We start from the raw sequence: 24,947 nt of genomic DNA, 5'->3' as shown, positions 1-24,947 counted from the left end.
TGCAAGGGCGGGGCCGACAGGAACAGCCGGGCAGGGCACCTCGGCGCCGGTGATCAGGCGGCCGGCGATCGATGACCGGGCGGCGGCCGTACCGGCGCCGTCACACCAGCAGGGCCCTGGTCTCCGGTGTGCCCGGGGCTGCGAGCACAGCGGAGGTGGCGCCTCGCTCGACGACCGCGCCGTCGGCCAGTACCACGATGCGGTGGCAGTGCCCGGCGACCAACGCCATGTCGTGGCTGACCACCAGCACGCCGATGCCGCGCTCGATCCGGGTGCGTTCCACCAGGTGCATGATCGAGGCGGCGGTGTCGGCGTCGAGTGCGGAGGTGATCTCGTCGCAGATCAGGACGTCCGGGTCGGTGGCCAGAGCGCGGGCGATCGCGACGCGCTGGCGTTGTCCGCCGGACAGTTCGCCGGGGTAGCGCGACAGCATGCCCGGACTCATCTCGACATCGGCGAGCAGCCGGGCGGCGTGGTCGGGGACCTCGCCGCGAGCGGCGTTGCCGCTCAGTCGCAGAGGGCGCGCGAGAGCCTGCAGCACCGTGTGTTTCGGGTTCAGGGTGGACAGCGGGTTCTGCGGGATCAGTTGGATGCGTCGCCGATCCCGGCGTGTTCGGCGTCCGCGCCCGACCGCGAGCGGCCTGCCGTTCACCTCGACCGAGCCGGTCGCGTCCGGGTGGATCCCCGCCAGGACGCGCGTCAGGGTGGTCTTGCCCGCGCCGGACGGACCGACGAGCGCGACACTTTCTCCCGAGCCGATGTCGAGGTCGACCGAATCGAGCAGTTTCCTGGCTCCGGCGCGGGCCGAGATGCCCCGGGCACGCAGCGCGATGCCCTCCGGTGCCGACGGGCTCGGCAGGCGAACCGTCAAGCGCCGCAGCACACTCGGTGATGTGCCGAGGGCGACCACCTCGTCGGCGATCCGGCGCATGATCTGTGTGTCGTGTCCCGAGGTGATCACCGCTACCCCGCTGTCGGTGGCCAGTGAGCGCAGCAGGTCGGCGATCTCGGCGCGCAGTCGCCCGTGCAGGCCCGCGAGCGGCTCGTCCACGACCAACACCCCGACATCCCGGACCAGTGCCAGTGCGAGCGCGACACGTCGCTGCTCCCCGCCGGACAGTTCGCGGGGGCGGCGGCGCAGACAGGCGGCGGGCAGACCCACGCGAGCGAGAATGTGGTCGAACGACCGCTCTCCTGCGCGCGGGGCCGCCTCGCGCAGCAGTGAGCGGACGCGCATCGCCGGATTCAGCGCGGCTCCGGGGTCCTGGCTCACGAAGGCCAGGTTCGTGCGGCGGAAGGACTGTAGCGCAGCGGGATCGAGGGCGAAGACGTCCACTCCGCAGACGTGGACCGAACCGCCGGATCGGACGGTGCCCTCGGACAGGTGTCCGACGAGGGCGCGCATGAGCGTGGTTTTCCCCGCTCCGGAGGGACCTATGAGCACTGTCAGCGAGCCCGCGGGCACCCGCAGCGAGGTCGGCGCCAGTATCGGCGCACCGGAGCCGGTGCTGACCGAGAGTTCGGACACGCTCACCCTGTGGTCCACCGGCCACGCCTTCCCCGCCCGAAAGCGACCACCGTGCTGTTCACCCCGACCGCGAGCACCCCGATGGCGAGACTCGGCGCCAGCACGGCCGCGGGGTTGAGCAGGATGCCCGGCGCGTTCTCCCTGACCATGACCGCCCAGTTGGCGTCGCCGAGCGTGGTGGGCAGGTGCAGGAACGCGGCCGTGCTCACCAGATACATCGCCTCGACGAACCGCAAGCCGAGCTGAGTGAGCAGAGTCTCGCGCAGATTCGGCAGCAGTTCGCGAAAGACGAGATAGCCGAGATGCTCGCCGCGGGCGCGGGCGGCCTCGACGAAGCCCGCCGTCGCGATGCCGGAGGCGGCCGCGGCGAAGACGCGCGCCGTGTACGGCGTTCCCGCGATCACCGCCACCGCTACCAGCCCCACGGCGCCGGATTCGGGCCACGACAGCATGAACAGCAGCATCGCCAGCACCGGGGGAAGCAGCACGCCGAGGTCGGCAGCGCGTTCGATCCACCTGCCGATCCCACGCTCCAATCCGGCCAGCGAGCCCAGGACCGCCGCGAGGAAGGTCACCAGGATCGCGATGATCGCGGCGAGCAGCAGCAGTCCCCACCCACCGTGGAGCAGTTGGCTCGCGACGTCGCGGCCGAGCCGGTCACCGCCGAGCCACGCCGACCCGTCGGGTGGTGCGAAGCTGATGCCGACCGGGTGATCGACCGAGTGCGGGGCGAGAAACGGGCCGGCCACCGCGACGGTCGGAATCACCACGGCGGGCAGCACGACCGGCCACCGCCGCAGCCGTGAGCCGCTCGCCCGCACCGTCATGCGCGGCCTCGATTCGCCCACGCGCGGACGGCGTCGGCCGTCAACAGCACGCCCATGATCGTCGCGCCGGTCAGCGCAACCACCGCCGCGACGAGCGCGGTGTCGCGATCGGCGACCGACCCGGCGATCGTGGACCCCACACCGGGATAGTTGAAGATCGTCTCGACGACCAGCGCCCCGCCGAACAAGGTGCCGACCGAGGTGGCGAACGATGCCGCGACGGTCGGCAAGGCGAACGGCAGGACGTGGCGCAGCAGGACACTGCGTTCGGGGAGACCGTTGAGTACGGCGTTCTCGACATGCGGCTCCGCCGCGGCATCGCGCAGCGCGCCACGGACCACGCGGGCGTTCCACGCCGATTGCGGCACGGCCAGCGCCACGACCGGCAGTACCAGCATCTGCGGGCTCGCCGGATAGCCCGATCGATCGGTGATGGTCACCGCGGGCAGCCAGCCCAGCCACAGCGAGAAGACCAGCACCAGCAGGGTGGCGACCACGAACTCCGGAACCGCGATGACGAAGGCGGACCCCGGCTGCAGGAGCCGCGCGGCCGTCCCGGTGGGCCGCGCCGCCCACCACAGTCCACACAGCACGGAGACCACCACGGTGATCGCCATCGCGAGTGAAGCCAGCAGCAAGGTCGGCGGAAATCTGGCCGCGAGGATGTCGGCGACCGGGATTCCGCGCGCCGTCGTCCCGAAATCGCCGGTGACGGCGCCGCCGAGCCAGTCGCAGAACCGCACCGGCAGCGGCCGGTCCAGTCCGAGTTCGCGGCTTTTCACCTCGACCTGCTCAGCGGTGGCGTCCCGGTCGAGCACGGCCTGCGCCGCGCTGCCGGGCAGCAGATCCACGATCACGAACACCACCGCCAACAGGGCGACCAGCAGCGCCAGGCGCCGTGTCACGAGCAGGGCGGCTGCGGTCAATTCGACAACCAGACGCGCTCGAGCTGGACTCGGCCGTAGCCGCCCGCGGTCGGCAGGTCCTGCACGGATCGTGACGCGATGTCGATGCCGTCGGCCATGCCCCACACGATGTATCCACCGCGGTCGAACTGGATCCGCTGGATGGTCGTGCTCGCCTCGGTGTATTTCGCACCCGCGGGTGCGGCGAGAGCCGCCGCGTAGGCCGCGTCGAAATCGCGGTCGCGGAAACCGGTTTCGTTCCATGCGGTCCCGGAATACATCAGCTTGCTGGCGAAGAAGACGACGGAATCGTTGGTTCCCCAGTTGACCGTGTAGAACGGCGCCTGGAGCCAGGTCTGGTCGTAGAAGGCATTCGCTTCCTGAACGACGACCTCGACAGTGAGGCCGATGTCCTTCATCTGGCTCGCGAAGACCCTCGCCGATTCGACTTCGCCTACTGCTTCCTGCTTGGTGATCAGTCGATAGGTCTGCCGGGTGTCGAACCCCGCCTCGGACAACAACTGCCGGGCCCGCTCGACGTCACGGCGGCGCTGCGGGATGCCGGAGTCGTAGGTCGGGTCGGCTGTTCCCAGGATGTCGTTGCCGATACTGCCGTACCCCGAGAGCACCTGCGCCACCATCGCTTCGCGGTCCACGGCGAGCCGAAGCGCCTCACGCACGCGCGGATCGGCGAACGGGCCGTCGGAGGTGCGCATCGCGATCGCGACCGCGACGTCGTCCGGGCGGCGGACGACGCGCAGATCGCCGCGCGCTTCGGCCGTGCGCCCGGCGACCGCGCCGACGTTCGAGGCGAGGTCGATCTGTCCGGACAAGACCGCGTTGGCCATCGATTCCGGGCTCTCGAACAGGGTGACCTCGACGGCGTCGAGCAGTGCGGCGCCGCCGTGCCACCGCTCGTTGCGCACCAGCCGGGCATTGCCTGCGGAGTAGCTCTCGAGCCGGAACGGCCCACTGCCGACGGGCGCGGCGAAGTCGGTCGTGCCTTCGGGGACGACGAAGGTCATCAGGCGCAGCAGCAACGGCAACTGGCTGTTGGGCGCCGCGCAGGTGAGGGCGACCGCATTCGGTCCGGCCGCACGGATGTCCTCGACCGAGGGCACCGGCACCTTGGTCTCGCCGGCGATCTCGCGCAGGCGTCGAAGCGACCACACGACGTCTGCGGCGGTCACCGGTCGCCCGTCGTGGAAGGTGGCCCCCGCGGCGATGGTGAACGTCCAGGTCCGCTGTTCGGCATCGGGTACCCACGACGAGGCGAGGCGTGGGGCTACGTTCGGCTCGGCCCCGGGGACCGTCAGCGCGTCGAACACCAGCGACAGGATGAGGAAATCACTGTCGTTGCTGATCGTTCGATGCGGATCCCGCTCGATCTTCGACGATTTCCCGATCGCACCGACCCGCAGTGTCCCACCACCACGGGGCGCACCCGGCGAGCGGTCCGAGCCGGCGGGATCTGCGCACGCCGCCAACGCCACGATCGCGCTCAGGCCGACACCGGCACCGAGCAGTCGACGCCTGTTCATCTCCACGGCGCGCACCCACCCCACTCGTCGTACAGCTCGACCTCCGACAACTTGTGGAGGTTAGCCTGTCCTACCCGAGTCGGGCAATGCCTGCGCGCACCATCGGCACTTTTCGACGGCGTGGTCGATCTCTGCTCGAAGATGTTGCGGCACTGCGGTGTTGCCGATGCGCGCGGGCCGCCGACCGGCCCGCGTCACCGCGGAGACCGCCTAACGGCACGGCGGGGGAGCGACCCCGCGGAATCGATCGCTCATCCACGCGGCGGCCGCGGGCACGTTGGTGAATTCGGGGATCCCGTGACCGACAGCGGTCCCCGGCAGGAGCGGTGGGAGTTCGATGGTGTGCATTGTGACCGGAACTCCTCGCGCACACCAGGTCTGGGCGAGCTCTCGGACGCGGTGGTAGGGGACCGCGTCGTCGTTGACATTGGAGCTGAGCAGGACCGGTGCCGAGGGAGTCAGATTTCCGATGGCCTGGTCGTCGACGATGCGCCGCCCGGTCGGGTCGCCGACGACCGCCGCGCCCAGCGATTCCCCGGTGACGGTCCACTGCGAGGTGCGCTGGAAAGAATAGGTCAGCAGGGTTTCGGCGATACATTGGTTCGCCGTGGTCCGGATCATGGCTCGGCCCTCGTCGTTGAGGACGCGGTCGAGCACGGATTCGATCTCCGGATCGGTGCGTACGGCGCCGTTGAGGTAATAGCCGACGGCTCCGATGAGGGTGCTCCCCTCGGCACGCGCCAGGGTGTCGTCGAGCTTCACGGGCGGAGCTCCGGCATAGGTGCCCTTCGTGTTCAGCTCCGGAGCGTAGGTCGGCTGCAGTTCCGCGGCGGCCGCGGCGGCATGACCGCCCTGGGAATAGCCCCAGAATCCGACCGGTCCTGAAGGATCGAGCGAGGTTCCGGGCAGGCGCTGGGCGGCTCGGGCCGCGTCGATGACCGCCCGCGCGGAGGCGGCCCGGTTGCCGTACGGATGCGGGCCGGGCGTGCCGAGGCCGACGTAGTCGGTGAACACGACGGCGATCCCCTGCGCGAGAAGGTAGGCGACAGCCAACTGCTCGTAGGCGATCGACAGGTCCGACGGCGGTCGGTAGTGCACCAGCGACTGCATGGCGATCGACGGCGCGCACTGGCGTCCTTCGCCGATCGTTCCCGATGCCAGCGACACCAGGGGCCGCGGTCCGGAGCCCGGCCATGGCGTGCTGGGCTCGAAGTAGCTGCCGGTCACCGCGATCGCTTGCCCGGCGTCGTCGACGCTGCGGTACATGACGCGCCGGGCCGCACCCGGAAACGTTCCCGCGGCCGAGGGCGCGGACAGGACGGGAGTGAAGGGCTGCTCGCGGATCACATCGCCGGCCGCATCGCCCGGCAGGACCGCGGGCGGATCGTAGAACGATCCCCACGGGCCGGACGGCGCCGCCATCTGCGGGGGACTTGCCGCGACGTGGGTGGTGCCGATTCCGGTGAACGAGATGCCGCAGGCCGTCACCAGCGCTACCGACCAGGCCCGGACGCTTCTCTGCATCGGGTTCGACTCCCCTCGTTGTCGGCGGACGTCATTCCGGCCGCGCGTCAGTGGTGGCGCAGAACACATTTTGACGTTCCGTGACACATTGCAGACATCGTCACCCGAATGTCAAGGATGGTGAGGATGTCCTCGCGGACGCGTCCGTGATCGTGACGGGAACCGGATCAGGCCGACATGCGTTGAGGTAATCGACGGAAGGAACGCCATGCCCGCCCTGTTGTTCGTGCTCTATGTCGTCGTCGAGATCGCCGCTCTGGTGGCGCTCGCCCAGTGGATCGGCGTGTTCGCGACCATTCTTCTGCTCATCGCGGGCTCCGCCGTCGGTATGGTGCTCGTCGGCGCGCAGGGGCGCCGGGTGTTCGAGCAGTTCCGGCGGGCGGGCCGAGGCGAGGTGCGGCCGGGCACCGCGGTGGCCGACGGAGCGCTGGTGGCGCTGGGCGCGGTGCTCATGTTCGTCCCCGGCCTGGTGACCTCGGTGGCGGGTCTGCTCCTGCTGCTCCCGTTCACCCGCGCGTTGGTGCGCCCCGCGGTGACCGCCCTCGCCGCCCGCAAGGTCGGGGGGCTGGTCGGACAGGCACGCTACCGGGGCGTGGTGATCGATGCGGACGGTGATGTGGTGGACGGGGTCGTCGTTCGCCAGTGGTACGACGACGGCCACTCCACCGGGCGCCGCGCCATCGACCCGGCCTGACGGCCCCGGCACCCCGACCGGAACGTGGTGGCCGCGGGCCGTACGGCAGACTGGACAGCCGTGCGAACCCAGTTGCTCATCGGCGGCCGCTTCTACAGCTCGAGTTCCCCGGACGCGACCGCCATGGCGGTCACCGACGGCACGGTGGTGTGGCTCGGCGCCGAGCAGCCGGGGCGGGCGCTGCATCCGGACGCGGAGATCATCGATCTGGACGGCGCCTTCGTGGCCCCCGCCTTCGTGGAGCCGCACATCCACCTCACCGCTCAGGGACTGCGCCTGACCGGACTCGACCTGTCGGGCGCCGCCTCGCTGGCCGAGTGCCTGCGCGCGGTTTCCGAATTCGCCGCCGCCCACCCGGACGCGACCGTTCTGGGGTCGGGCTGGGACGAGACCCGCTGGCCCGAACGCCGCGGTCCTTCCGCCGACGAACTCGACGCCGCCACAGGCGCGGGCAGGCGGGTGTACCTGTCCCGCGTGGACGCCCATTCCGCCGCCGTCTCCACCGCCCTGCTGGACGCCGTGCCACCCGCCACGCCGGGCTACACCCCGGGTGAGCCGCTGCGCGCGCAAGCGCATCATCTCGCGCGCGCAGCGGCCCTGGCCGGCCTCGACCGCGCACAGCGCGACCGTGCCCGCCGCGCCGCCCTCGACGCGGCGGCCGCGCGCGGCATCGTCGCGGTGCACGAATGCGGAGGCCCGGACATCGCGGGTCGGGATGATCTGCGCGAACTACTCGAATTCGAGCACGGCGTGGCGGTGCGGGCCTACTGGGGCGAAGCGGTGCGCACCGCGGACGAGGCCCGCGAGCTGCTCGCCGCCACCGGGGCGCATGCGCTCGGCGGCGACCTGTTCGTCGACGGCTCCCTCGGCTCGCGCACCGCGTGGCTGCGCGAGCCCTATGCCGACGCGCCCGGCAACGGCAACAGCTACCTGGACGCCGACGCGATCGGCGCGCACGTGCGCGCCTGCACCGAGGCGGGGATCCAGGCCGGATTCCATGTCATCGGTGACGCGGGGATGGACGCCGTCGTCGCCGGTTTCGAGCAGGCGGTCGAGGCGTTGGGCGGCCCGGCTGTCGCCGCGCGCGGCCACCGCGTCGAACACGCCGAAATGATCGATGTCGAGCAGATCGAGAAGCTGGCCCGCTGGGGCGTGATCGCCTCCGTGCAACCCGCCTTCGACGCGGCCTGGGGCGGCCCGGACGGCATGTACGCCGCCCGCCTCGGCGGTCGGCGTGCCGCAGCGCTCAACCCCTTCGCCGCGATGGCCTCGGCCGGGATCTCGCTGGCCATCGGCTCCGACGCCCCGGTCACCGAGATGAATCCGTGGGCAGCCGTACGCGCGGCGGCCCTGCATCGCACCCCCGAACACGGCATCTCCCCGCGCGCCGCGTTCGCCGCGGCCACCAGAGGCGCCTGGCGCGCGGGCGGGGTCAGGGACGGCGTCGCGGGCACACTCGTCCCCGGCGCACCCGCCGACTACGCGATCTGGGAGGCCGGCGAACTGGTGGTCGCCGCCTCCACGGCCTCGGTACAGCGCTGGTCCACCGACCCGCGCTCCCGGGTGCCCGGTCTACCCGCACTGGACGTCGATTCGCCGCTGCCGCGCTGCCTGCGCACGGTTCGCGCGGGCGCGACCATCTACGAGGCTTGACCATGAGCGACCGGCGCGCGGAAGCGAACGCTCACGGAACCACGGCGAGGGGTGGCGCCGCGGAGCCCGGCGCGTCCGCGCGCCCGGCGGAGGAGAGTGCCGCCCCGCCCGCGGCGAATGCCCGCACGACCTCGTCGGATGTGCGAGCGGACGCGGCCACGACCGCCGCCGGCGCGGGCGAGCGTCAGGCAGGGGGCGGCGCGGGCCACGACGCGGCGGAGGCGCGAGCGCGGTCGGCAGTCGCGAGTGCGCACGAGAGCCGAGCACACGCGGGCGTCGTCACGAGTGCCGCGTTGTCGAGTGCCGCGTTGTCGAGGGTCGCGGGTAAGAGCGCGCCACCGGTGGGTGAGCGCCGGAGTACGGCCGGTGCCGACGTGGACGGGAACCCGGTGTGGGCGATGCTGTCGCGATGGCCCGTGCTGTGGAAATCGATCGCCTCGATCCTGGCCGGTCTGCTGATCTTCGGCAGTTTCCCCCCGCGCCCGTACTGGTTTCTCGCGCCGGTCGGAATCGCGGTGCTCGTCGCGGTGCTGCGCAGCGGGACGCGGCCGCGCGGCGGATTCGGTTACGGGTTCCTGGCGGGCTTGGGCTTCTTCCTGCCGCTGTTGCCGTGGACCGGGATCTACGTGGGGCCGGTCCCGTGGCTGGCGCTGTCGGCCGTCTGTGCCGTCTATATCGGCGTGTTCGGAGTGCTGACGCGGTTGCTCGCTCGGCTACCGGGATGGCCGGTGTGGGCGGCGCTGGCGTGGGTGAGCGTCGAATGGATGCGGTCGAGCTTCCCGTTCGGCGGATTCCCCTGGGGTCGGCTGGCATTCGGGCAGGCAGACGGGTGGTTGCTGTCCCTGGCCGCGGTCGGCGGCGCTCCGTTGATCGGGTTCGTCGTCGCGTTCGTCGGGTGCGCACTGGTTGTGCTCGTGCAAGACCTCGCACCTGCGGCGCGCGGCCGGTTCGGCGCCGCCCGGGGATCGGCCGCTGGGCATCGGGCGTGGCAGCGCCGGGTGGCGCTGACCGCGGTCATGGTCGTCGTGCTGCCCGCCGCGGGGCTGCTGCTGCGGTCCGCGCTGCCCGGCGCCGCCGACGGGGACGAAACGATCACGGTCGCGGCTATCCAGGGCAGCGTGCCTCGACTGGGTCTGGACTTCAACGCCCAGCGTCGCGCCGTCCTCGACAACCATGTGCGTCGCACCGAGGAACTGGCCGATCAGGTCGACGCGGGCCAGGCGCGCCGACCGGACGTGGTGATCTGGCCGGAGAACTCCTCCGACATCGACCCGCTGCGCAATGCCGACGCGGCCGCGCTCATCACCCGGGCCTCGGAGCGGATCGGCGCGCCCATCCTGGTCGGTGCCGTACTGATCAACGGCGATCGCACCACGACCAACTCGGTCATCGTGTGGGACGGCGCGAACGGGCCGCGCGAGCGTCACGACAAGAAGATCGTGCAGCCCTTCGGCGAGTACCTGCCGATGCGGTCGTTCTTCCGGTTGTTCTCCGAATACGCCGATCGCGCCGGGTATTTCGTACCGGGCGACGGTGACGGCACAGTCGAGGCCGCGGGCACGCAGATCGGCGTGGCCACCTGCTACGAGGTCGCTTTCGATCGGGCGTTCCGCGATTCGCTGGCCTCGGGTGCGCAACTGCTCACCGTGCCCACCAACAATGCCACCTTCGGCGACAGCGAGATGACCTACCAGCAGCTCGCCATGTCGCGGGTACGGGCGGTCGAACACAGCCGCGCGCTGGTCGTCGCCGCCACCTCCGGAGTCAGCGCCGTCATCACCGCCGACGGCGCGGTCGTGCAGCGCAGTGAGCTGTTCGTGCCCGCCGCCCTGGTCGCCACTCTGCCGCTGCGTTCGGAGACGACCCCGGCCACCCGGCTCGGCGGCATCCCCGAATTGCTCGCCGTGGCCTTGACCTCGGGCGCGGTTCTGCTGGCTGTCGTGCGTCGTCGCAGGGACCGGGGCGGCGACTCCGGCGGGGCCGCTGCATCCGTCTGACCGCAGCGGGGGTGCCTTCGGCGCCGGTAGCCGCCGGGTTTGCCCGGCGGTGTCTGATTCGGGGGGATCAATCGTCTGCTCGCCGTCGGCGTTCTCGACCGATATCGCCGCCGGTGGGAGATGACCGGCCGGTAGTCGCTGCCCCGCAACGACTTACGGGGGATCGGCCGACGGCCCGCCGGTGAATTCACTGCTGTCGCAGCCTGCTTCGAGTGGTACGAACGACCGACGAATTGGGCTTCTCGGCAATCCGCCCGCGTACGGGCTCCGAATCCAAGACGTGTATCACGTCCTGCGGCCCTCCACGCGTGCGTGCGAGGGCCGTCCGATGCTCGGGGGCCTCGGAGTCAGCCGCGGAAGAATGGAGTGATTGATGAGTTCGTTGGCCACCGATCGCGTCGACTGCAATCCGAGTGGCTTGGCCCGGCACCTCTCGGCCCGGGATCTCTCCGAACGCCTCGCCGACCAGCTGTTCGATCTCTCACCCGCGCAGACCGCGCTCTGGTACGCCCAGCGCATTCGTCCCGACGTGCCGTTGACGATCGCGCAGTACGTGGAGATCCACGGCGATCTCGATGTCGGCCGTCTGCTCTACGCGGTCGAACGATGCGGCGCGGAAAATCAGTCGGCCTACCTGCGGGTCATCGAGATCGACGGGACGCCGCGGCAGGTCGTCGACACCTCCCGCAGGCCCGGCTGGGGTCGGCTGGATCTGCGGGACCGGCCCGATCCCCGTGCGGCGGCGATGCGCTGGATGAGCGAACACGCCGCCTCGCCCATCGACATCGAGAACGACCCGCTGGTCACGAACATCATCCTGCGCATCGGCGACACCGAGTATCTCTGGTACGGCCGTGCCCATCACATCCTGATCGACGGCTACGCGGCGATGTCCGGCGTGGCGCGCACCGCCGAGATCTACACCGCGCTGGAGAACCAGACCGAACCCAGCGTCTCGCGTGCGACCCCGCTGGCCGAGATCTACGCCGAGGAGGGCGCCTACCACCGGAGCGGCAGGCACGACCGTGACCGCGCCTACTGGAGTGAGCACATGCGCGGCGCGGGCGAGCCGATCAGCCTGTCCACGGTCGCGGCGGGCCCGATGCCGGATCCGGGCAGGCGGCTTGCGCAGGGCGTGCTCGACGACGACCTGGCCGCCGCGCTCGGCAACGCTGCCGCCGATCTCGGGTCCAACACCTCGACGCTGCTGGTCGCCGCCCTCGCCGGCTATGTGCACGCGGTGACCGGCGATCCGGACGTGGTGCTCAGTCTCCCGGTCGCCGCCCGCACCACCGTCGCCCTGCGGCGTTCGGCGGGCGTGCTGTCGAACGTGGTCCCGCTGCGGTTCGATCTCGGTGCCGAGACCACCGTCGGCGACATCGTGCGCGCGGCCGAACTGGAGATCACCGGCGCGCTGCGCCACCAGCGCTACCGGCACGAGGACATCCGCCGCGACTGCGGCTACTCCGCCAACACCCGCGGATTCTTCGGCCCGATGGTCAACATCATGCTGTTCAACAACGAACTGCGCTTCGGCAGCCTGGTCGGCGAACTGCATGTGCTGTCCACCGGTCCGGTCGAGGACCTGTCGGTCAACGTCTACGACGGTGAAGGCGGCACCCACCTCGACTTCGAGGCCAACCGGCTGCTCTACGCCGAGCGTGAGGTCACCGCGCATCACGAGCGTTTCCTGGACTACCTGGCCCGGTTCCTGACCGCCGAGCGCGACGCGACGGTGCGTGGACTCCAGGCGATCACCGCGAGCGAACGCGATCTGGTGGTGCGTGCCTGGAACGACACCGAAGTCGCGGTCCCGGAGGCGACCCTGGCGTCGCTGTTCGCCGATCGTGCCGCGCGCTGCCCCGAGGCGATCGCCCTCGACTTCGAGGACAGCACCCTCACCTACGCCGAGTTCGACGAGCGGACCAATCGCCTGGCTCGGCTGCTGATCGAGCGCGGCGCCGGCCCGGAGACCGTGGTCGCGCTGTGCCTGCCGCGCGGCATCGACCTCGTCGTCGGCATGTACGCGATCGTCAAGACCGGCGCGGCCTACCTGCCACTGGACCCGGATCACCCTGCCGAACGCCGGGACGGCATCCTCGACCAGGCCGAACCGATCTGCGTGCTGGTCGCCGACGACGACCTCCCACCCCCCGCCCACACCCCCGTCCTACGGGTCGACGCCGCGCTGTCCACAGGCTACGACCCGGCCCCGATCACCGACGCGGAGCGGACGGCGCCGCTGCGCCCACAGCATCTGGCCTACGTACTGTTCACCTCCGGCTCCACCGGCACACCCAAGGGCGTGGGCATCAGCCACGCCGCCATCGTCAACCGGCTGCTCTGGATGCAGCACGAATACCCGCTCGACGAGACCGACGCCGTCCTGCAGAAGACCCCGGCCACCTTCGACGTCTCGGTATGGGAGTTCTTCTGGCCCCTGCAGGTCGGCGCCCGTCTCGTCGTGGCCGCGCCCGACGGTCATCGCGACCCCTCCTACCTGGCCCGCGTCATCGCCGAGAAGCAGGTCACCACAGCGCATTTCGTGCCGTCGATGCTCTCGGTGTTCGTCACCGACACCGACGTGCGCGACTGCCGGGTGCTGCGACGGGTGTTCTGCAGCGGGGAGGCGCTGCCTGCCGCCACCGTCACCGCCTTCCACGCCGCGCTCGGCGCGGGTCGTGACACCGGTCCCTACCTGCACAACCTGTACGGGCCGACCGAGGCCGCCGTCGATGTGACCGCATGGCCGTGCCCGCCCGGCATCGCCACCGTGCCGATCGGCTCGCCGATCTGGAACACCCGCACCTATGTGCTCGACCCGCACCTGCGCCCCGTCCCGCCCGGCGTCACCGGTGAGCTGTACCTGGCCGGCGTGCAGCTGGCCCGCGGCTACCTGGGCAGACCCGTGCTCACAGCAGACCGTTTCGTCGCCGATCCGTTCGTCCCCGGTGCTCGGATGTATCGCACCGGGGACCTGGCGCGTTGGCGGCAGGACACCGCTGTCGGCGCGCTGGACTATCTGGGCCGTACCGACTTCCAGGTGAAGATCCGTGGCCAGCGCCTGGAACTGGGCGAAATCGAGGCGGTGCTGCTCGATGACGAGCGGATCGCCCGCGCGGTGTGTGTGGCGCGTCCCGGCCGCGACGGCGACGAACTCGTCGCCTACGTGGTCGCAGCCCAAGACCCCGCCACCCGCCCCGCACCGGACTCCACCGTGCTCGACATCGAGGACATCCTCGCGGGCCTGCGCCGCACCCTACCCGGCTACATGGTGCCGTCCGTGCTGGTGCGACTGGCCGAACTGCCGCTCAACGCCAACGGCAAGATCGATCGCAAAGCACTGCCCGCGCCGCCGCAACGCCCGGTTCGTTCCACCGCCGAGACCCGGCCCCGGACGGCGACCGAGCAGATGCTGGCCGAGATCTTCGCCGCCGTGCTCGGTCTCGACGACGTCGGCGTGGCGGACGGGTTCTTCGAACTGGGCGGCAATTCGCTGAGCGCGGCCCGCGCGGTCGCCCGGATCACCGCCGACCTCGGTCTGGGCCTGACCATCCGCGACCTGTTCGAATCACCGACCGTGGCCGCACTGGCCGAGCGCTTCGCCCACGGCGTGCCGGACGAGACGTCGCTGCGGCTCGCGCCGGTCAGCCGCCCCGCGCACATCCCGCTCTCGGCCGCCCAGCAGCGGCTGTGGATCCTGAACCGGTTCGCCGAGCACGCGGCCGCCTACAACATGCCGCTGGCGCTGCGTCTGGACGGACCGCTCGACCAGGCCGCGCTGCGTGCCGGTCTGATCGATGTCATCGACCGGCACGAGAGCCTGCGCACGACCTTCCCGGAGGGACCCGACGGTCCCTACCAGTTGATCCACCCGGCCGAGGACATCCCGCTCACCCTGGACCCGATCGACGCCTCCGGTGGCGATGTCGCCGCGCTGGCCGCCGAATTCGCCGGATACGGTTTCGATCTGCGCAACCAGGCGCCGGTGCGCGTGGCCTTGTGGTCCACCGGTCCCCGTCAGCACGTCTTCCTGATGGTGCTGCACCACATCAGCGGCGACGGCTGGTCGATCGCCCCGCTCGCCCGCGACCTGATGGCCGCCGTCACCGCGCGTTCCCAGGGCAGTGCGCCGCAGTGGACGCCGCTTCCGGTGCAGTACGCCGACTTCACGCTCTGGCAGCACGCGCTGCTGGGCGCCGAGGGCGACGCGGGTAGCGGGCTGAATCGTCAGCTGGCGTACTGGCGATCCGCGCTCGACGGCCTGCCCGACCAGCTGGATCTGCCGCTGGATCGGCCACGTCCGCTGCGCAGGCAGGCCACGGCCGCCCGCGTCCGGTTCGTCATCGCTCCCCACGTCCGCACTGCCGCCTACGATCTCGCCGCCGGCCGCGGGGTCAGCCTGTTCATGGTCCTGCACGCCGCGCTGGCGACGCTGTTGTCGCGCTTGTGCGCGAGCACCGACATCGCCATCGGCACACCGATCGCGGGCCGCTCGGATCCCGCGCTCGACGAGCTGGTGGGCATGTTCGTCAACACCCTCGTGCTACGCACCGAGGTGGACCAGGCGGCCGGGTTCGAGCGGGTGCTCGAGGTGGTGCGTGATGCCGATCTCGACGCCTTCGCCAATGCCGACGTGCCGTTCGAGCGGCTCGTCGAGGCGGTCAACCCGGAACGCTCCACCGGCAGGCATCCGCTGTTCCAGGTGATGCTGTCCTACGACCACACACCCGAGCTGCGGATCGAGCTGCCCGGAGTCACCGCCGAGGTGCTCGAGGTGTCCGCCGACATCGCCAAGTTCGACCTGCATCTCGAGGTCCACGACGGACGGCCTGACGGTTCGCTCGACGCCGAGTTCGTCTACGCCACCGACGTCTTCGACCACGACACGGTCGAGGCGTTCGCGCGCCGGTTCGTCACCGTGCTGGAAACCGCCTCGGCCGCGCCCGCGCTGCCGGTCGGCGACATCGAACTGCTCGACGCGCGGGAGCTCGCCAACCTCGCGCCGCTGGCCGCGGCCCCGGCGGACCCGCCGATCACCCTGGCACGCCTGCTGTCCGAGACCGCGGAACGGGTGCCCGACGCCGTCGCGGTACGCCATCTCGAGCAGGGGGCCGGACACCGGGAATTTCGCGGCACCAGCTACGCCGAACTCGACGCGCGCTCCAACCGCTTGGCCCGCGCGCTCATCGCGCGCGGTGCCGCGCCGGAGACGGTCGTCGCGGTCGCCATGCCGCGCGGCCTCGACGCGATCACCGCCATCTGGGCCGTGGCCAAGACCGGTGCGGCCTATGTGCCCGTCGACCCCGGCTACCCGCCCGAACGCATCGCCCACATGCTCGCCGATTCCGGTGCGCTGCTCGGCCTGACCCTGCCGGAATCCGTGACGGCTCTGCCCGCCTGGCCCACGGCTGCCCGTGGCAGGCACGCGCGGACCGCCTCGGACTGGCTGGTGCTCGGCTCGGCGGATTTCACCGCCGAATGTGCCCAGCACCCGGCAAATCCCCTCACCGACGCCGATCGGCTGCTCCCGCTGCGGGTCGCGCACCCGGCGTACCTCATCTACACCTCCGGATCGACCGGCACGCCGAAGGCCGTGGTCGTCACGCACGCGGGACTGGCTTCGCTCGCGCACGAGCAGGTCCATCTGTTCGGCATCAGCGTGGGGGCGCGCACCCTGCACTTCTCCTCACCGAGTTTCGACGCCTCGGTGCTCGAGCTGCTGCTCGCCTTCGCGGCGGGCGCGACGATGGTCATCGCGCCCGCGGGCATCTACGGCGGGCGGGAACTGGCCGAGTTGCTGCGCGCCGAACGGGTGACGCACGCCTTCGTCACGCCGGCCGCGCTGGCCACGGTGCCCGCCGACGACCTGCCCGATCTCTCGACGGTCGTCGTCGGCGGTGAGGCGTGCTCGCAGGACCTGGTCACCACCTGGACCGCCCGTCACCGCATGCACAACATGTACGGCCCGTCGGAGGCCACGGTGGCCGCGACCGCGTCGGCCCCGATGCCCGCCGGGCAGCCGGTGTCGCTGGGCAGGCCGGTGCGCGGGATGCGGCTGTTCGTGCTGGACACCCGGCTGCGGCCGGTTCCGCCGGGCACGCCGGGTGAGCTCTACCTGTCCGGCCCCGGCCTGGCTCGCTGCTATCTGGGCCGCAACGGTCTGACGGCGCAACGCTTCCCGGCCAATCCGCTCGGCAGGCGCGGCGAGCGCATGTACCGCACCGGCGATCTGGTGGTCACCGACGCCGCGGGTACGCTGCGCTTCCTCGGTCGCGCCGACGACCAGGTCAAGATCCGCGGATTCCGCATCGAACTGCACGAGATCGACCATGTGCTGCGCGCCCATCCCGGCGTCGCCTTCGCCCTCACCGTGGTGCACACCGACGAGCACGGTCACCCGCGGCTGGCCGCCTATGTGACGGGTGAACCCGGCGGCGAACCGCTCGACGCCGCCGACGTCCGGGCCACCGCGCGCGACCGGCTGCCCGGCTACATGGTGCCCGCGGCGATCGTGGTGCTCGACCAGGTACCGACGACCCCCTCGGGCAAACTGGATCGCAAAGCGCTGCCCGCGCCGGAGTTCACCGCGGCCGGGCCGACCCGAGCCCCGCACACCGACACCGAACGCCGCGTCGCGGCGGTCTTCGAGAAGGTGCTCGGCCGTCCGGTGCCCGGCGCGGAGGACAGCTTCTTCGACCTCGGCGGCACCTCGCTGCTGGCCACCCGGCTGACCGCCGCACTGCACGCCGAGTTCGGTGCGGAACTGCCGGTGCGCGACATCTTCGACGCCCCCACCGTCGCGGACGTCGCCACCCGGCTGGCCACCGCGCCGCGCACCCATCGGATCCCGCTGACCGCCGCCGATCCGCGCCCGGCCCGCCTGCCGCTGTCGCCCCCCCAGCAACGGCTGTGGTTCCTGAACCGGTACGCACCCGAATCCAGTGCCTACAACATCGCCTTCACCTTGCGGATCGACGGACCGCTCGACCTCGCCGCCCTGCGCGCCGCGCTCACCGACGTCATCGAACGGCACGAAGTGCTGCGCACGGTGTACCCGGAAGACGGCTCGGGTGCTCACCAGGTCGTGCTCCCCGTCGACGAGGCCCTGCCCGAGACCCGGTTCTGCGACGTCGATCCCGACACCGCGGGCGAACGCCTGACCGCCTTCGCCCGCACCGGCTTCGACCTGGCCACCGACACCCCGGTGCGCATCATGCTGCTGCGCACCGGAGCCGACCGCTACCTGCTCGGTATCGTGCTGCACCACATCGCCGCCGACGGCTGGTCGCTGGTGCCGCTGACCCGCGACCTGGTCACCGCCTACCAGGCTCGCCGCGACGGCGCGGCCCCGGCGTGGACCCCGCTTCCGGTGCAGTACGCCGATTTCGGGCTGTGGCAGCGCGCCTGCCTCGGCGACGCCTCCGATCCCACCACCGCGGCGGGTGCCCAGCTGGCCTACTGGCGCGAAGCGCTCACCGACCTGCCCGAAGAACTGCCACTGCCGTACGACCGCCCGCGACCGGAAGACGGTCACTACCGTTCCCGCATCGTGGAATTCGCCGTGCCGGAGGATCTGCGCCGCGCGCTGACCGCCATGGCGCGCGAGCAGGGCGTGAGCCTGTTCATGGTGATGCGGTCGGCCCTGGCGGTGCTGCTGCGCGCGGTCACCGGCGGGCGGGACATCGTGATCGGCACCCCGGTGGCCGGCCGCACCGACACCGCGCTCGAGGATCTGGTCGGCATGTTCGTCAACACCCTGATCCTGCGTTCGCGGGTGAACCCGGACGCGCCCTTCGCCGAGCTGGTGCGCGTGGATCGCGACAACGAGCTGGCCGCCATCGCCAACGCCGACGTGCCCTTCGAACGGGTCGTCGAGGAGATCGGCCGGGCCGCGGGCTCCGGCGCGCAGCGCCCGGTCGTGCAGGTCGCCCTGACCGTGCAGGACGGCCCCGCGCCCGCGCTGCGGCTGCCGGGCCTGGAACTGCACGCCGAGGAACTCGACATCGCGGCCGCCAAGTTCGATCTCGAGCTGCGGGTCACCACCGGCCCGGACGCCGATCCGGCCTTCGCCTTCGTCTACGCCGCCGAACTGTTCGACGCCGCGACCATCCACACCCTGGCCGACCGCCTGCTCGGAGTGCTGGCCGCCGTCTGCGCTGATCCGCGGACGCTGATCCGCGATATCGATGTCCGCACCGACGTCGAGCGCCGCCACTTCAGCCCGGTGCGCGGGCCACGCACCGACGGAGTCCCGGAGCCTCGGCCGCTCGGCGCCGAGGCCGACCTCGGTGATCTCACCGCCGGTTCCGCCGGATCCCGTGCCGACGGGAACTCCGGCGCCGATGCCGTCGCGCTCCCGGGCGCGACGGCACAGCCGAGCACCGCCGTGGATACGTCGGTCGGCGCGGTGACGCGCGAGCCGCGCACGTTGGCGGCGTATTTCGCCGACGCGGTTCGCCGTGGTCGCGCCCGCGTCGCGCTCGCCTCGGCCGCCGACGGGATCGAGCTGACCTACGCCGAGGTGGATCGACGCGCCAACCGTCTGGCCCGCGCGCTGATCGCCCGCGGCCTGGGCCCGGGGGACCGGGTCGCACTCGGGCTGACCCGCTCGATCGACTCCGTGCTCACTATGCTGGCCGTCGCCAAATCCGGTGCGGCGTTCGTCCCGGTGGACCCGAGCTATCCCGCCGATCGGGTGCGCCACATGCTCACCGACTCCGGCAGCACGTTCGGCATCACCACCACCGCACACATCGCCGCACTGCGGGACTGCGCCCGGACCGCCTGGCTGCTGCTCGACGATCCGCGCTCGCGCGCCGAGCTGGACGGCTACCCCAGCCACCCGATCGCCGGGGACGAGCAGATCCGGACCACTCTCGGCGCGGACCTGGCCTACCTCGTCTACACGTCCGGGTCCACCGGCACCCCGAAGGGCGTCGCGGTCACCCAGGCCGGCTTGGCGGACTTCGCCGACGAACTGCGCGACCGGATGGGCAGCGACGCCACCTCGCGCGTCCTGCACTTCGCCACGCCGAGCTTCGACGCCTCGGTGCTCGACCTGCTGATGGCGCTGGGTCCGGCCGCCACCATGGTCATCTGCCCGCCACAGATCTACGGCGGCGACGAACTGGCCGAACTGCTCGAGCGTGAGCGCATCACCCACGCCTTCATCACCACCGCCGCCATGGCCACCATCGACCGGGACCGGTGGGCACTGCCGGACCTGCGCGATCTGATGGTCGGCGGCGAGGCACTCGGTCCCGAACTGGTGGAGCGCTGGGCGCACGGGCGACGGATGTTCAACGCCTACGGCCCCACCGAGACCACCATCGTGGTGACCATCTCCGCGCCGCTGGTGGCCGGGGAACAGATCACCATCGGCACACTGGTCCGCGGTGCGCACGCCGTCGTGCTGGACGAGAGACTTCGACCGGCGCCGATCGGCGTCGCGGGGGAGCTCTATCTCGGCGGGCCCGGCGTGGCGGCGGGCTATCTCGACCGTTTCGGGCTCACCGCCTCCCGATTCGTCGCCGACCCGTACGGCGCGGCCGGCGCCCGCATGTACCGCACCGGCGATGTGGTGCGCTGGACGCCCGAGCGATCGCTGGTCTATCTGGGCCGCAGCGATTTCCAGGTGAAGATGCGCGGGTTCCGCATCGAACTCGGCGAGATCGACGCCACGCTCACCACCCATCCTCGGATCCGGTTCGCGCACACCGAGGTCCGCAGGATCAGCGGGGCCGACCGGCTGGTGTCGTTCGTGCAGCCGTCGGGCGCCGACACCGATCTGGATGTGGCGCAGGTCCGCGCCCACGTCGCCGAACATCTACCCGGCCACATGGTGCCCGCGAGCATCACAGTGCTGGACGAGATCCCGCTCACCCCGGTGGGCAAATTGGACCGCGCGGCGCTGCCGGAACCGGTCCTGCTCGCCGCGAGCGCCGGTCGCGAACCCGAGACCGGCACCGAACGCCTGGTCGCCGCGGTCATGGGTGAGTTGCTCGGCACCGAAGGCGTCCACGCCGACGACAATTTCTTCGAGATCGGCGGCACCTCGCTGCTGGCCACCCAGCTGGTCGCGAGGCTGGCCGCGGCCACCGGCGTCAGGCTCGAGGTGCGCGGTGTCTTCGCCGCCCCGACCGTCGCCGGGCTGGCCGTCGCTCTCGACGCCCGCACTGGCTCGGAACCGGGGTTCGAGCGACCCGCACCCGTCAAACGCGAACGGCCCGAGCGTATTCCGCTCTCGGCCGCCCAGCGCAGGCTGTGGTTCCTCGACCGGTTCAACGCGGGCGCACCCGGCGCCGAGAGCACCGCGGGCGCCTACAACGTGCCCGTCGTGTTGCGCCTGCACGGCAAACTCGAACTACCGGCGCTGGTCGCGGCGCTGCACGAGGTGCAGCGCCGCCACGAGTCGCTGCGCACGGTGTACCCGGAGGTCGACGGTGTGCCCGTCCAGGTGGTGCTCGACCCCGCCGAGGCCGCCGTCACCCTCTACACCGCCACGGTCACCGAGGACGAGGTGGCCGCCACCGTGCGGGGATTCGCGGCGGGCGGCTTCGATCTGGCCGCGGCTCCGCCGTTGCGCGCCGCCCTGATCACCCTGGCCGACGCGGCGGAACTCGGTGTGGCCACCCCGGCCACGGCCGCCCACAACGTGCTGGTGCTCGTCGTGCACCACATCGCCATCGACGGCTGGTCGCTGGAACCGCTGGCCGCCGATGTGGCCGCGGCCTATCGCGCGGCTTCCGCCGGACGCGAGGCCGACTGGCCCGAGCCGGAGCTGCAGTACGCGGATTACACACTGTGGCAACAGGACACGCTCGGCACCGAGGACGATCCGTCCTCGCCGCTGAGCCGACAGCTCGACTACTGGGCGCGTACCCTCGACGGCAGCCCGGAGCTGCTGTCGGTGCCCGCCGACCGCCCGCGCCCGCCGGTTCCGTCCTATCGGGGCGGCACCGTCGAATGCGCGATCGACGCGTTCACCCACCGTGAGCTGCACCGGGTTGCCGTGGCCAACAACGTCAGCATGTTCATGATCCTGCACGCGGCGCTCGCGGTGCTGCTGCACCGGATGACCGGTGCCGACGACATCACCGTCGGCACCGCCATCGCCGGCCGCGGCCATCCGGCGCTGGACCGGATGATCGGCATGTTCGTCAACACCCTAGTACTGCGCACCCGGATCGATCCCGACGCGCGCTTCACCGACCTGCTGCGCGAGGTCCGCGAGATCGACCTCGACGCCTTCGCCCACGCCGACCTGCCGTTCGAGCGGCTGGTGGAGGTGCTCAACCCGGCGCGCTCGCAATCGCACCACCCGCTGTTCCAGGTGATGCTGTCGGTGCGCGACCATCCCGTGCGGGTGCTGGAACTGCCCGGTCTGCGCATCGAGGCCGAGGACATCGACACCGGAGTCGCCAAGTTCGACCTGCAGTTCACCCTCACCGAGTCGCACACCCCGCTGCGCGAACCCGACGGCATCACCCTCGCGGTGACCTACGCGGGCGATCTGTTCGACGAGTCGACGGCCCGTGCGCTCGGCAAGCGCCTGCGCAGGCTCATCGCGGGCGTCGCCACCGGCCCGGCCACCCACGTCGGCGATCTGCAACTGCTCGACCCGGTCGAATGGTCGGGCCTGGCGGAGGTGCGCGGCGCGGCGGCCGACCGGCCGATCACCTTCCCCGAGGTGTTCGCCGCGGCGGCCGCGCACGACCCGCTCGCGGTGGCGTTGTGCAGCGACGGCACCGAGGTCACCTACGAGGCGCTGGATCGGTGGACCAACCGATTGGCGCGAGTGCTGATCGAGGCGGGCGCCGGACCGGAAACTCTGGTGGCGCTGGGGTTCACCCGATCGGTGGAGGCGATCGCGGCGATGCTGGCGGTGGCCAAGGCGGGTGCGGCGTTCGTCCCGGTCGACCCGCTGTACCCGCCCGACCGGATCACGCACATGCTGGCCGACTCGGGCGCCGCGCTCGGTCTCACGCTCGCCGAGAACAGCGCCGCTCTGCCCGCCGATCGGGGATGGATCCTGTTGGACGACGCAGAGTTCCGTGCCGCGGTGCTGGCCGCCTCACCCGCTCCGATCACCCAGCGCGACCGGCGCGCTCCGCTGCGCCTGGACAACCCGGCCTACGTCATCTACACCTCCGGTTCGACCGGCAAGCCCAAGGGCGTGGTCGTCTCCCACGGTGGTCTGTCCAATTTCGCGGCCGAATGCGCGCAGCGGTACGACGTGCGCCCCGCCGACCGGGTGCTCAACTTCGCGACCCCCAGCTTCGACGCGGTGATGCTGGACCTGCTGTTCGCCCTCGGTGGCGCGGCCACCCTGGTGATCGCGCCCACCGGTGTGGTCGGTGGGGCGGAGCTGACCCGCACCCTCGTCGAGGAGGAGATCACCCACGCGTTCATCACCACCTCCGCGCTCGGCACCGTGGACCCGGAGCAGATCACCGACCTGCGACACGTGCTCGTCGGTGGTGAGGCGCTGCCGCCGGACATGGCCAACCGGTGGTCGGTGGGTCGCAACCTCTACAACGTGTACGGGCCCACGGAGACCACCATCGTCACGCTGATGTCGCAACCGCTGATCCCGCACGGTCCGATCACCATCGGCGGCCCGATCCGCGGTGTCGGTGCGAGCATCCTGGACCGGCGATTGCATCCCTGCCCGGTCGGCGTGACCGGCGAGCTGCATCTGTCCGGCAATGCCCTGGCCCGTGGCTACCTGAACCAGCCCGGCCTGACCGCGCAGCGGTTCGTGGCCGACCCCTACGGCAAACCCGGTGAGCGGATGTATCGCACCGGCGATCTGGTGCGCTGGCGGCCCGCCTCGCCCGGCGATGTCGAGTACGTCGGTCGGGTGGACCACCAGGTCAAGATCCGCGGTTTCCGCATCGAACTCGGCGAGATCGACGCCGCGCTGGCCAAGCATCCGGCGGTGGCGATGTCGACCACCTTCGGGCACAGGACCGCGGCGGGCAGCACCGCGCTGGTGTCGTATGTGAAGCCGCACCCGGGTAGCGAGATCACCGCCAGGGAGCTGACCGCGCACACGGCCACGCTGGTGCCCAATTACATGGTCCCGCAGGCGATCATGCTCATCGACGAGGTGCCCCTCGGTCCTACCGGCAAGATGGACCGTGGGCGGCTGCCGGAGCCGGTGTTCACCGGAGCGGGCGAGTACCGGGCGCCCGGCACGGCTGTGGAAGCGGCGCTGTGCGCGGCCTACGCCTCGGTGCTCGGCGTCGACCGGGTAGGCGTGGACGACGGGTTCTTCGAACTCGGCGGCAACTCGTTGCTGGCCACCAAGGTCGTCGCCGAACTCCGCGCCGTGGGCATCGACATGCCGGTACAGGTCATGTTCGCCGACGCCACTCCCGCGGCGGTCGCGGCCAAGCTGTCCGACGCCGATCCCACGGCCGCGGTCTCCGCGGCGCTGGCGCCGGTACTGCCGTTGCGTTCCGGCGGCGCGCGGCCCGCGCTGTTCTGCGTGCCCCCCGGTGTCGGATTGTCCTGGTGTTACGCCGGACTGCTGGCCCACCTGCCCTCGGACCTGCCGGTGTTCGGCCTGCAATCCCCGCACGTCACCGGGACCGCGGGTTTCCCATCGATGGACGAGGCGGCCGAGCACTACGTCGGCGTCATCCGCGCGACGCAGCCGCAGGGCCCCTACCATCTGGCCGGCTGGTCGCTGGGCGGTCTCATCGCGCACGAGATCGCGGTGCGGCTGCGCGAGGACGGCGACGAGGTGGCGACCCTGGCGATGCTCGACAGCCACCGGCTCACCGATCGCTGGCTGGACCGGGCGGTGCCCTCGGTGGCCGAGATCCTCGCCGAGTTCGGCATCGACCTCGGCGACCAGGCGGGCGCCGAACTCGACGCCGATCAGGCGGCGCGGCTGCTGCGGGCTCAGCCGGGACCGTTCGCGGCGCTGACCGACGACCAGTTGCGTGGCCTGTTCCGCGAGTACGCCACCGGCACGGTGCTCGCGCACGGTTTCCGGCCCCGCGTGTTCGACGGCGACCTGGTGTTCTTCCACGCGGCCGACGACGAGATCAACCTCGCCGATCCCGATCGGTGCGCGGCGGCCTGGCAGCCGTTCGTCGCCGGCCGGGTGCACGAGCACGCGGTGCCGTGCTCGCACGCGGCGATGACCACCCCCGAAGTGCTCGACCGGATCGGCCCGCTGCTGCGCGGCCATCTGGACGGCCGGGATCCGATCGAGCAGTGATGGCGACCGAGCAGTGAATCCGACGAAGGAGAACTCTGGTGA

General features: G+C 71.3%; 9 protein-coding genes. 4 read left to right on the top strand and 5 right to left on the bottom strand.

Features of this window, described 5'->3' with window-relative positions; genetic code table 11:
- Positions 1-100: 100 nt before the first annotated feature.
- From IU449_RS05325 to IU449_RS05305, 5 genes are all read right to left on the bottom strand, one after another.
- Positions 101-1,534, bottom strand: coding sequence for an ABC transporter ATP-binding protein (locus IU449_RS05325; protein WP_195000805.1), 1,434 nt, complete (start codon positions 1,532-1,534; stop codon positions 101-103).
- Positions 1,531-2,355 carry an ABC transporter permease subunit gene (locus IU449_RS05320; protein WP_195000804.1) on the bottom strand — a complete coding sequence of 275 codons (825 nt, stop codon included), beginning with the start codon at positions 2,353-2,355 and terminating at the stop codon, positions 1,531-1,533. Before IU449_RS05320 ends, IU449_RS05325 begins: the two co-directional genes overlap by 4 nt.
- Entirely contained in the window at positions 2,352-3,281 is a 930-nt protein-coding gene (locus tag IU449_RS05315; RefSeq protein WP_195000803.1) for an ABC transporter permease, read from the bottom strand. The genes IU449_RS05320 and IU449_RS05315 overlap by 4 nt, the downstream gene beginning before the upstream one ends.
- Complete coding sequence (locus IU449_RS05310; protein WP_228803716.1) at positions 3,278-4,801, bottom strand: ABC transporter substrate-binding protein; 1,524 nt, start codon at positions 4,799-4,801, stop codon at positions 3,278-3,280. Before IU449_RS05310 ends, IU449_RS05315 begins: the two co-directional genes overlap by 4 nt.
- A gap of 210 nt (positions 4,802-5,011) precedes the next feature.
- Positions 5,012-6,325, bottom strand: coding sequence for a lipase family protein (locus IU449_RS05305; protein ID WP_195000801.1), 1,314 nt, complete (start codon positions 6,323-6,325; stop codon positions 5,012-5,014).
- 208 nt (positions 6,326-6,533) lie between these two features.
- Between IU449_RS05305 and IU449_RS05300 the strand changes: the two genes are divergently transcribed.
- The 4 genes from IU449_RS05300 to IU449_RS28855 all read left to right on the top strand — a co-directional run bounded on the left by IU449_RS05300 (position 6,534) and on the right by IU449_RS28855 (position 24,905).
- Entirely contained in the window at positions 6,534-7,019 is a 486-nt protein-coding gene (locus IU449_RS05300) for an FxsA family protein (protein ID WP_195000800.1), read from the top strand.
- A 60-nt stretch (positions 7,020-7,079) separates the two neighbouring features.
- A complete protein-coding gene (locus IU449_RS05295) occupies positions 7,080-8,672 on the top strand; it encodes an amidohydrolase (RefSeq protein ID WP_195000799.1) in 1,593 nt (530 codons plus the stop codon).
- 398 nt (positions 8,673-9,070) lie between these two features.
- Positions 9,071-10,669: an apolipoprotein N-acyltransferase gene (gene lnt, locus IU449_RS05290; RefSeq protein WP_195002332.1), complete on the top strand. Its 1,599-nt coding sequence runs from the start codon at positions 9,071-9,073 to the stop codon at positions 10,667-10,669.
- A 373-nt stretch (positions 10,670-11,042) separates the two neighbouring features.
- Positions 11,043-24,905, top strand: a complete 13,863-nt coding sequence (locus IU449_RS28855) for an amino acid adenylation domain-containing protein (protein ID WP_228803714.1) — start codon at positions 11,043-11,045, stop codon at positions 24,903-24,905.
- Positions 24,906-24,947: the final 42 nt, after the last annotated feature.

It is taken from the genome of Nocardia higoensis (assembly GCF_015477835.1).
GTDB classification, from domain to species: domain Bacteria; phylum Actinomycetota; class Actinomycetes; order Mycobacteriales; family Mycobacteriaceae; genus Nocardia; species Nocardia higoensis_A.
Note: the sequence above shows the minus strand (reverse complement) of the source record. Positions and strands in the feature narration are given on the sequence as shown.

What these genes read in the sequence shown, in the direction of transcription:
- IU449_RS05320 (WP_195000804.1), bottom strand. Translation starts at nt 2,355, where the DNA reads ATGACGGTGCGGGCGAGCGGCTCACGGCTGCGGCGGTGGCCGGTCGTG.
- IU449_RS05310 (WP_228803716.1), bottom strand. Translation starts at nt 4,801, where the DNA reads ATGAACAGGCGTCGACTGCTCGGTGCCGGTGTCGGCCTGAGCGCGATC.
- IU449_RS05305 (WP_195000801.1), bottom strand. Translation starts at nt 6,325, where the DNA reads ATGCAGAGAAGCGTCCGGGCCTGGTCGGTAGCGCTGGTGACGGCCTGC.
- IU449_RS28855 (WP_228803714.1), top strand. Translation starts at nt 11,043, where the DNA reads ATGAGTTCGTTGGCCACCGATCGCGTCGACTGCAATCCGAGTGGCTTG.
- lnt (WP_195002332.1), top strand. Translation starts at nt 9,071, where the DNA reads ATGCTGTCGCGATGGCCCGTGCTGTGGAAATCGATCGCCTCGATCCTG.
- IU449_RS05300 (WP_195000800.1), top strand. Translation starts at nt 6,534, where the DNA reads ATGCCCGCCCTGTTGTTCGTGCTCTATGTCGTCGTCGAGATCGCCGCT.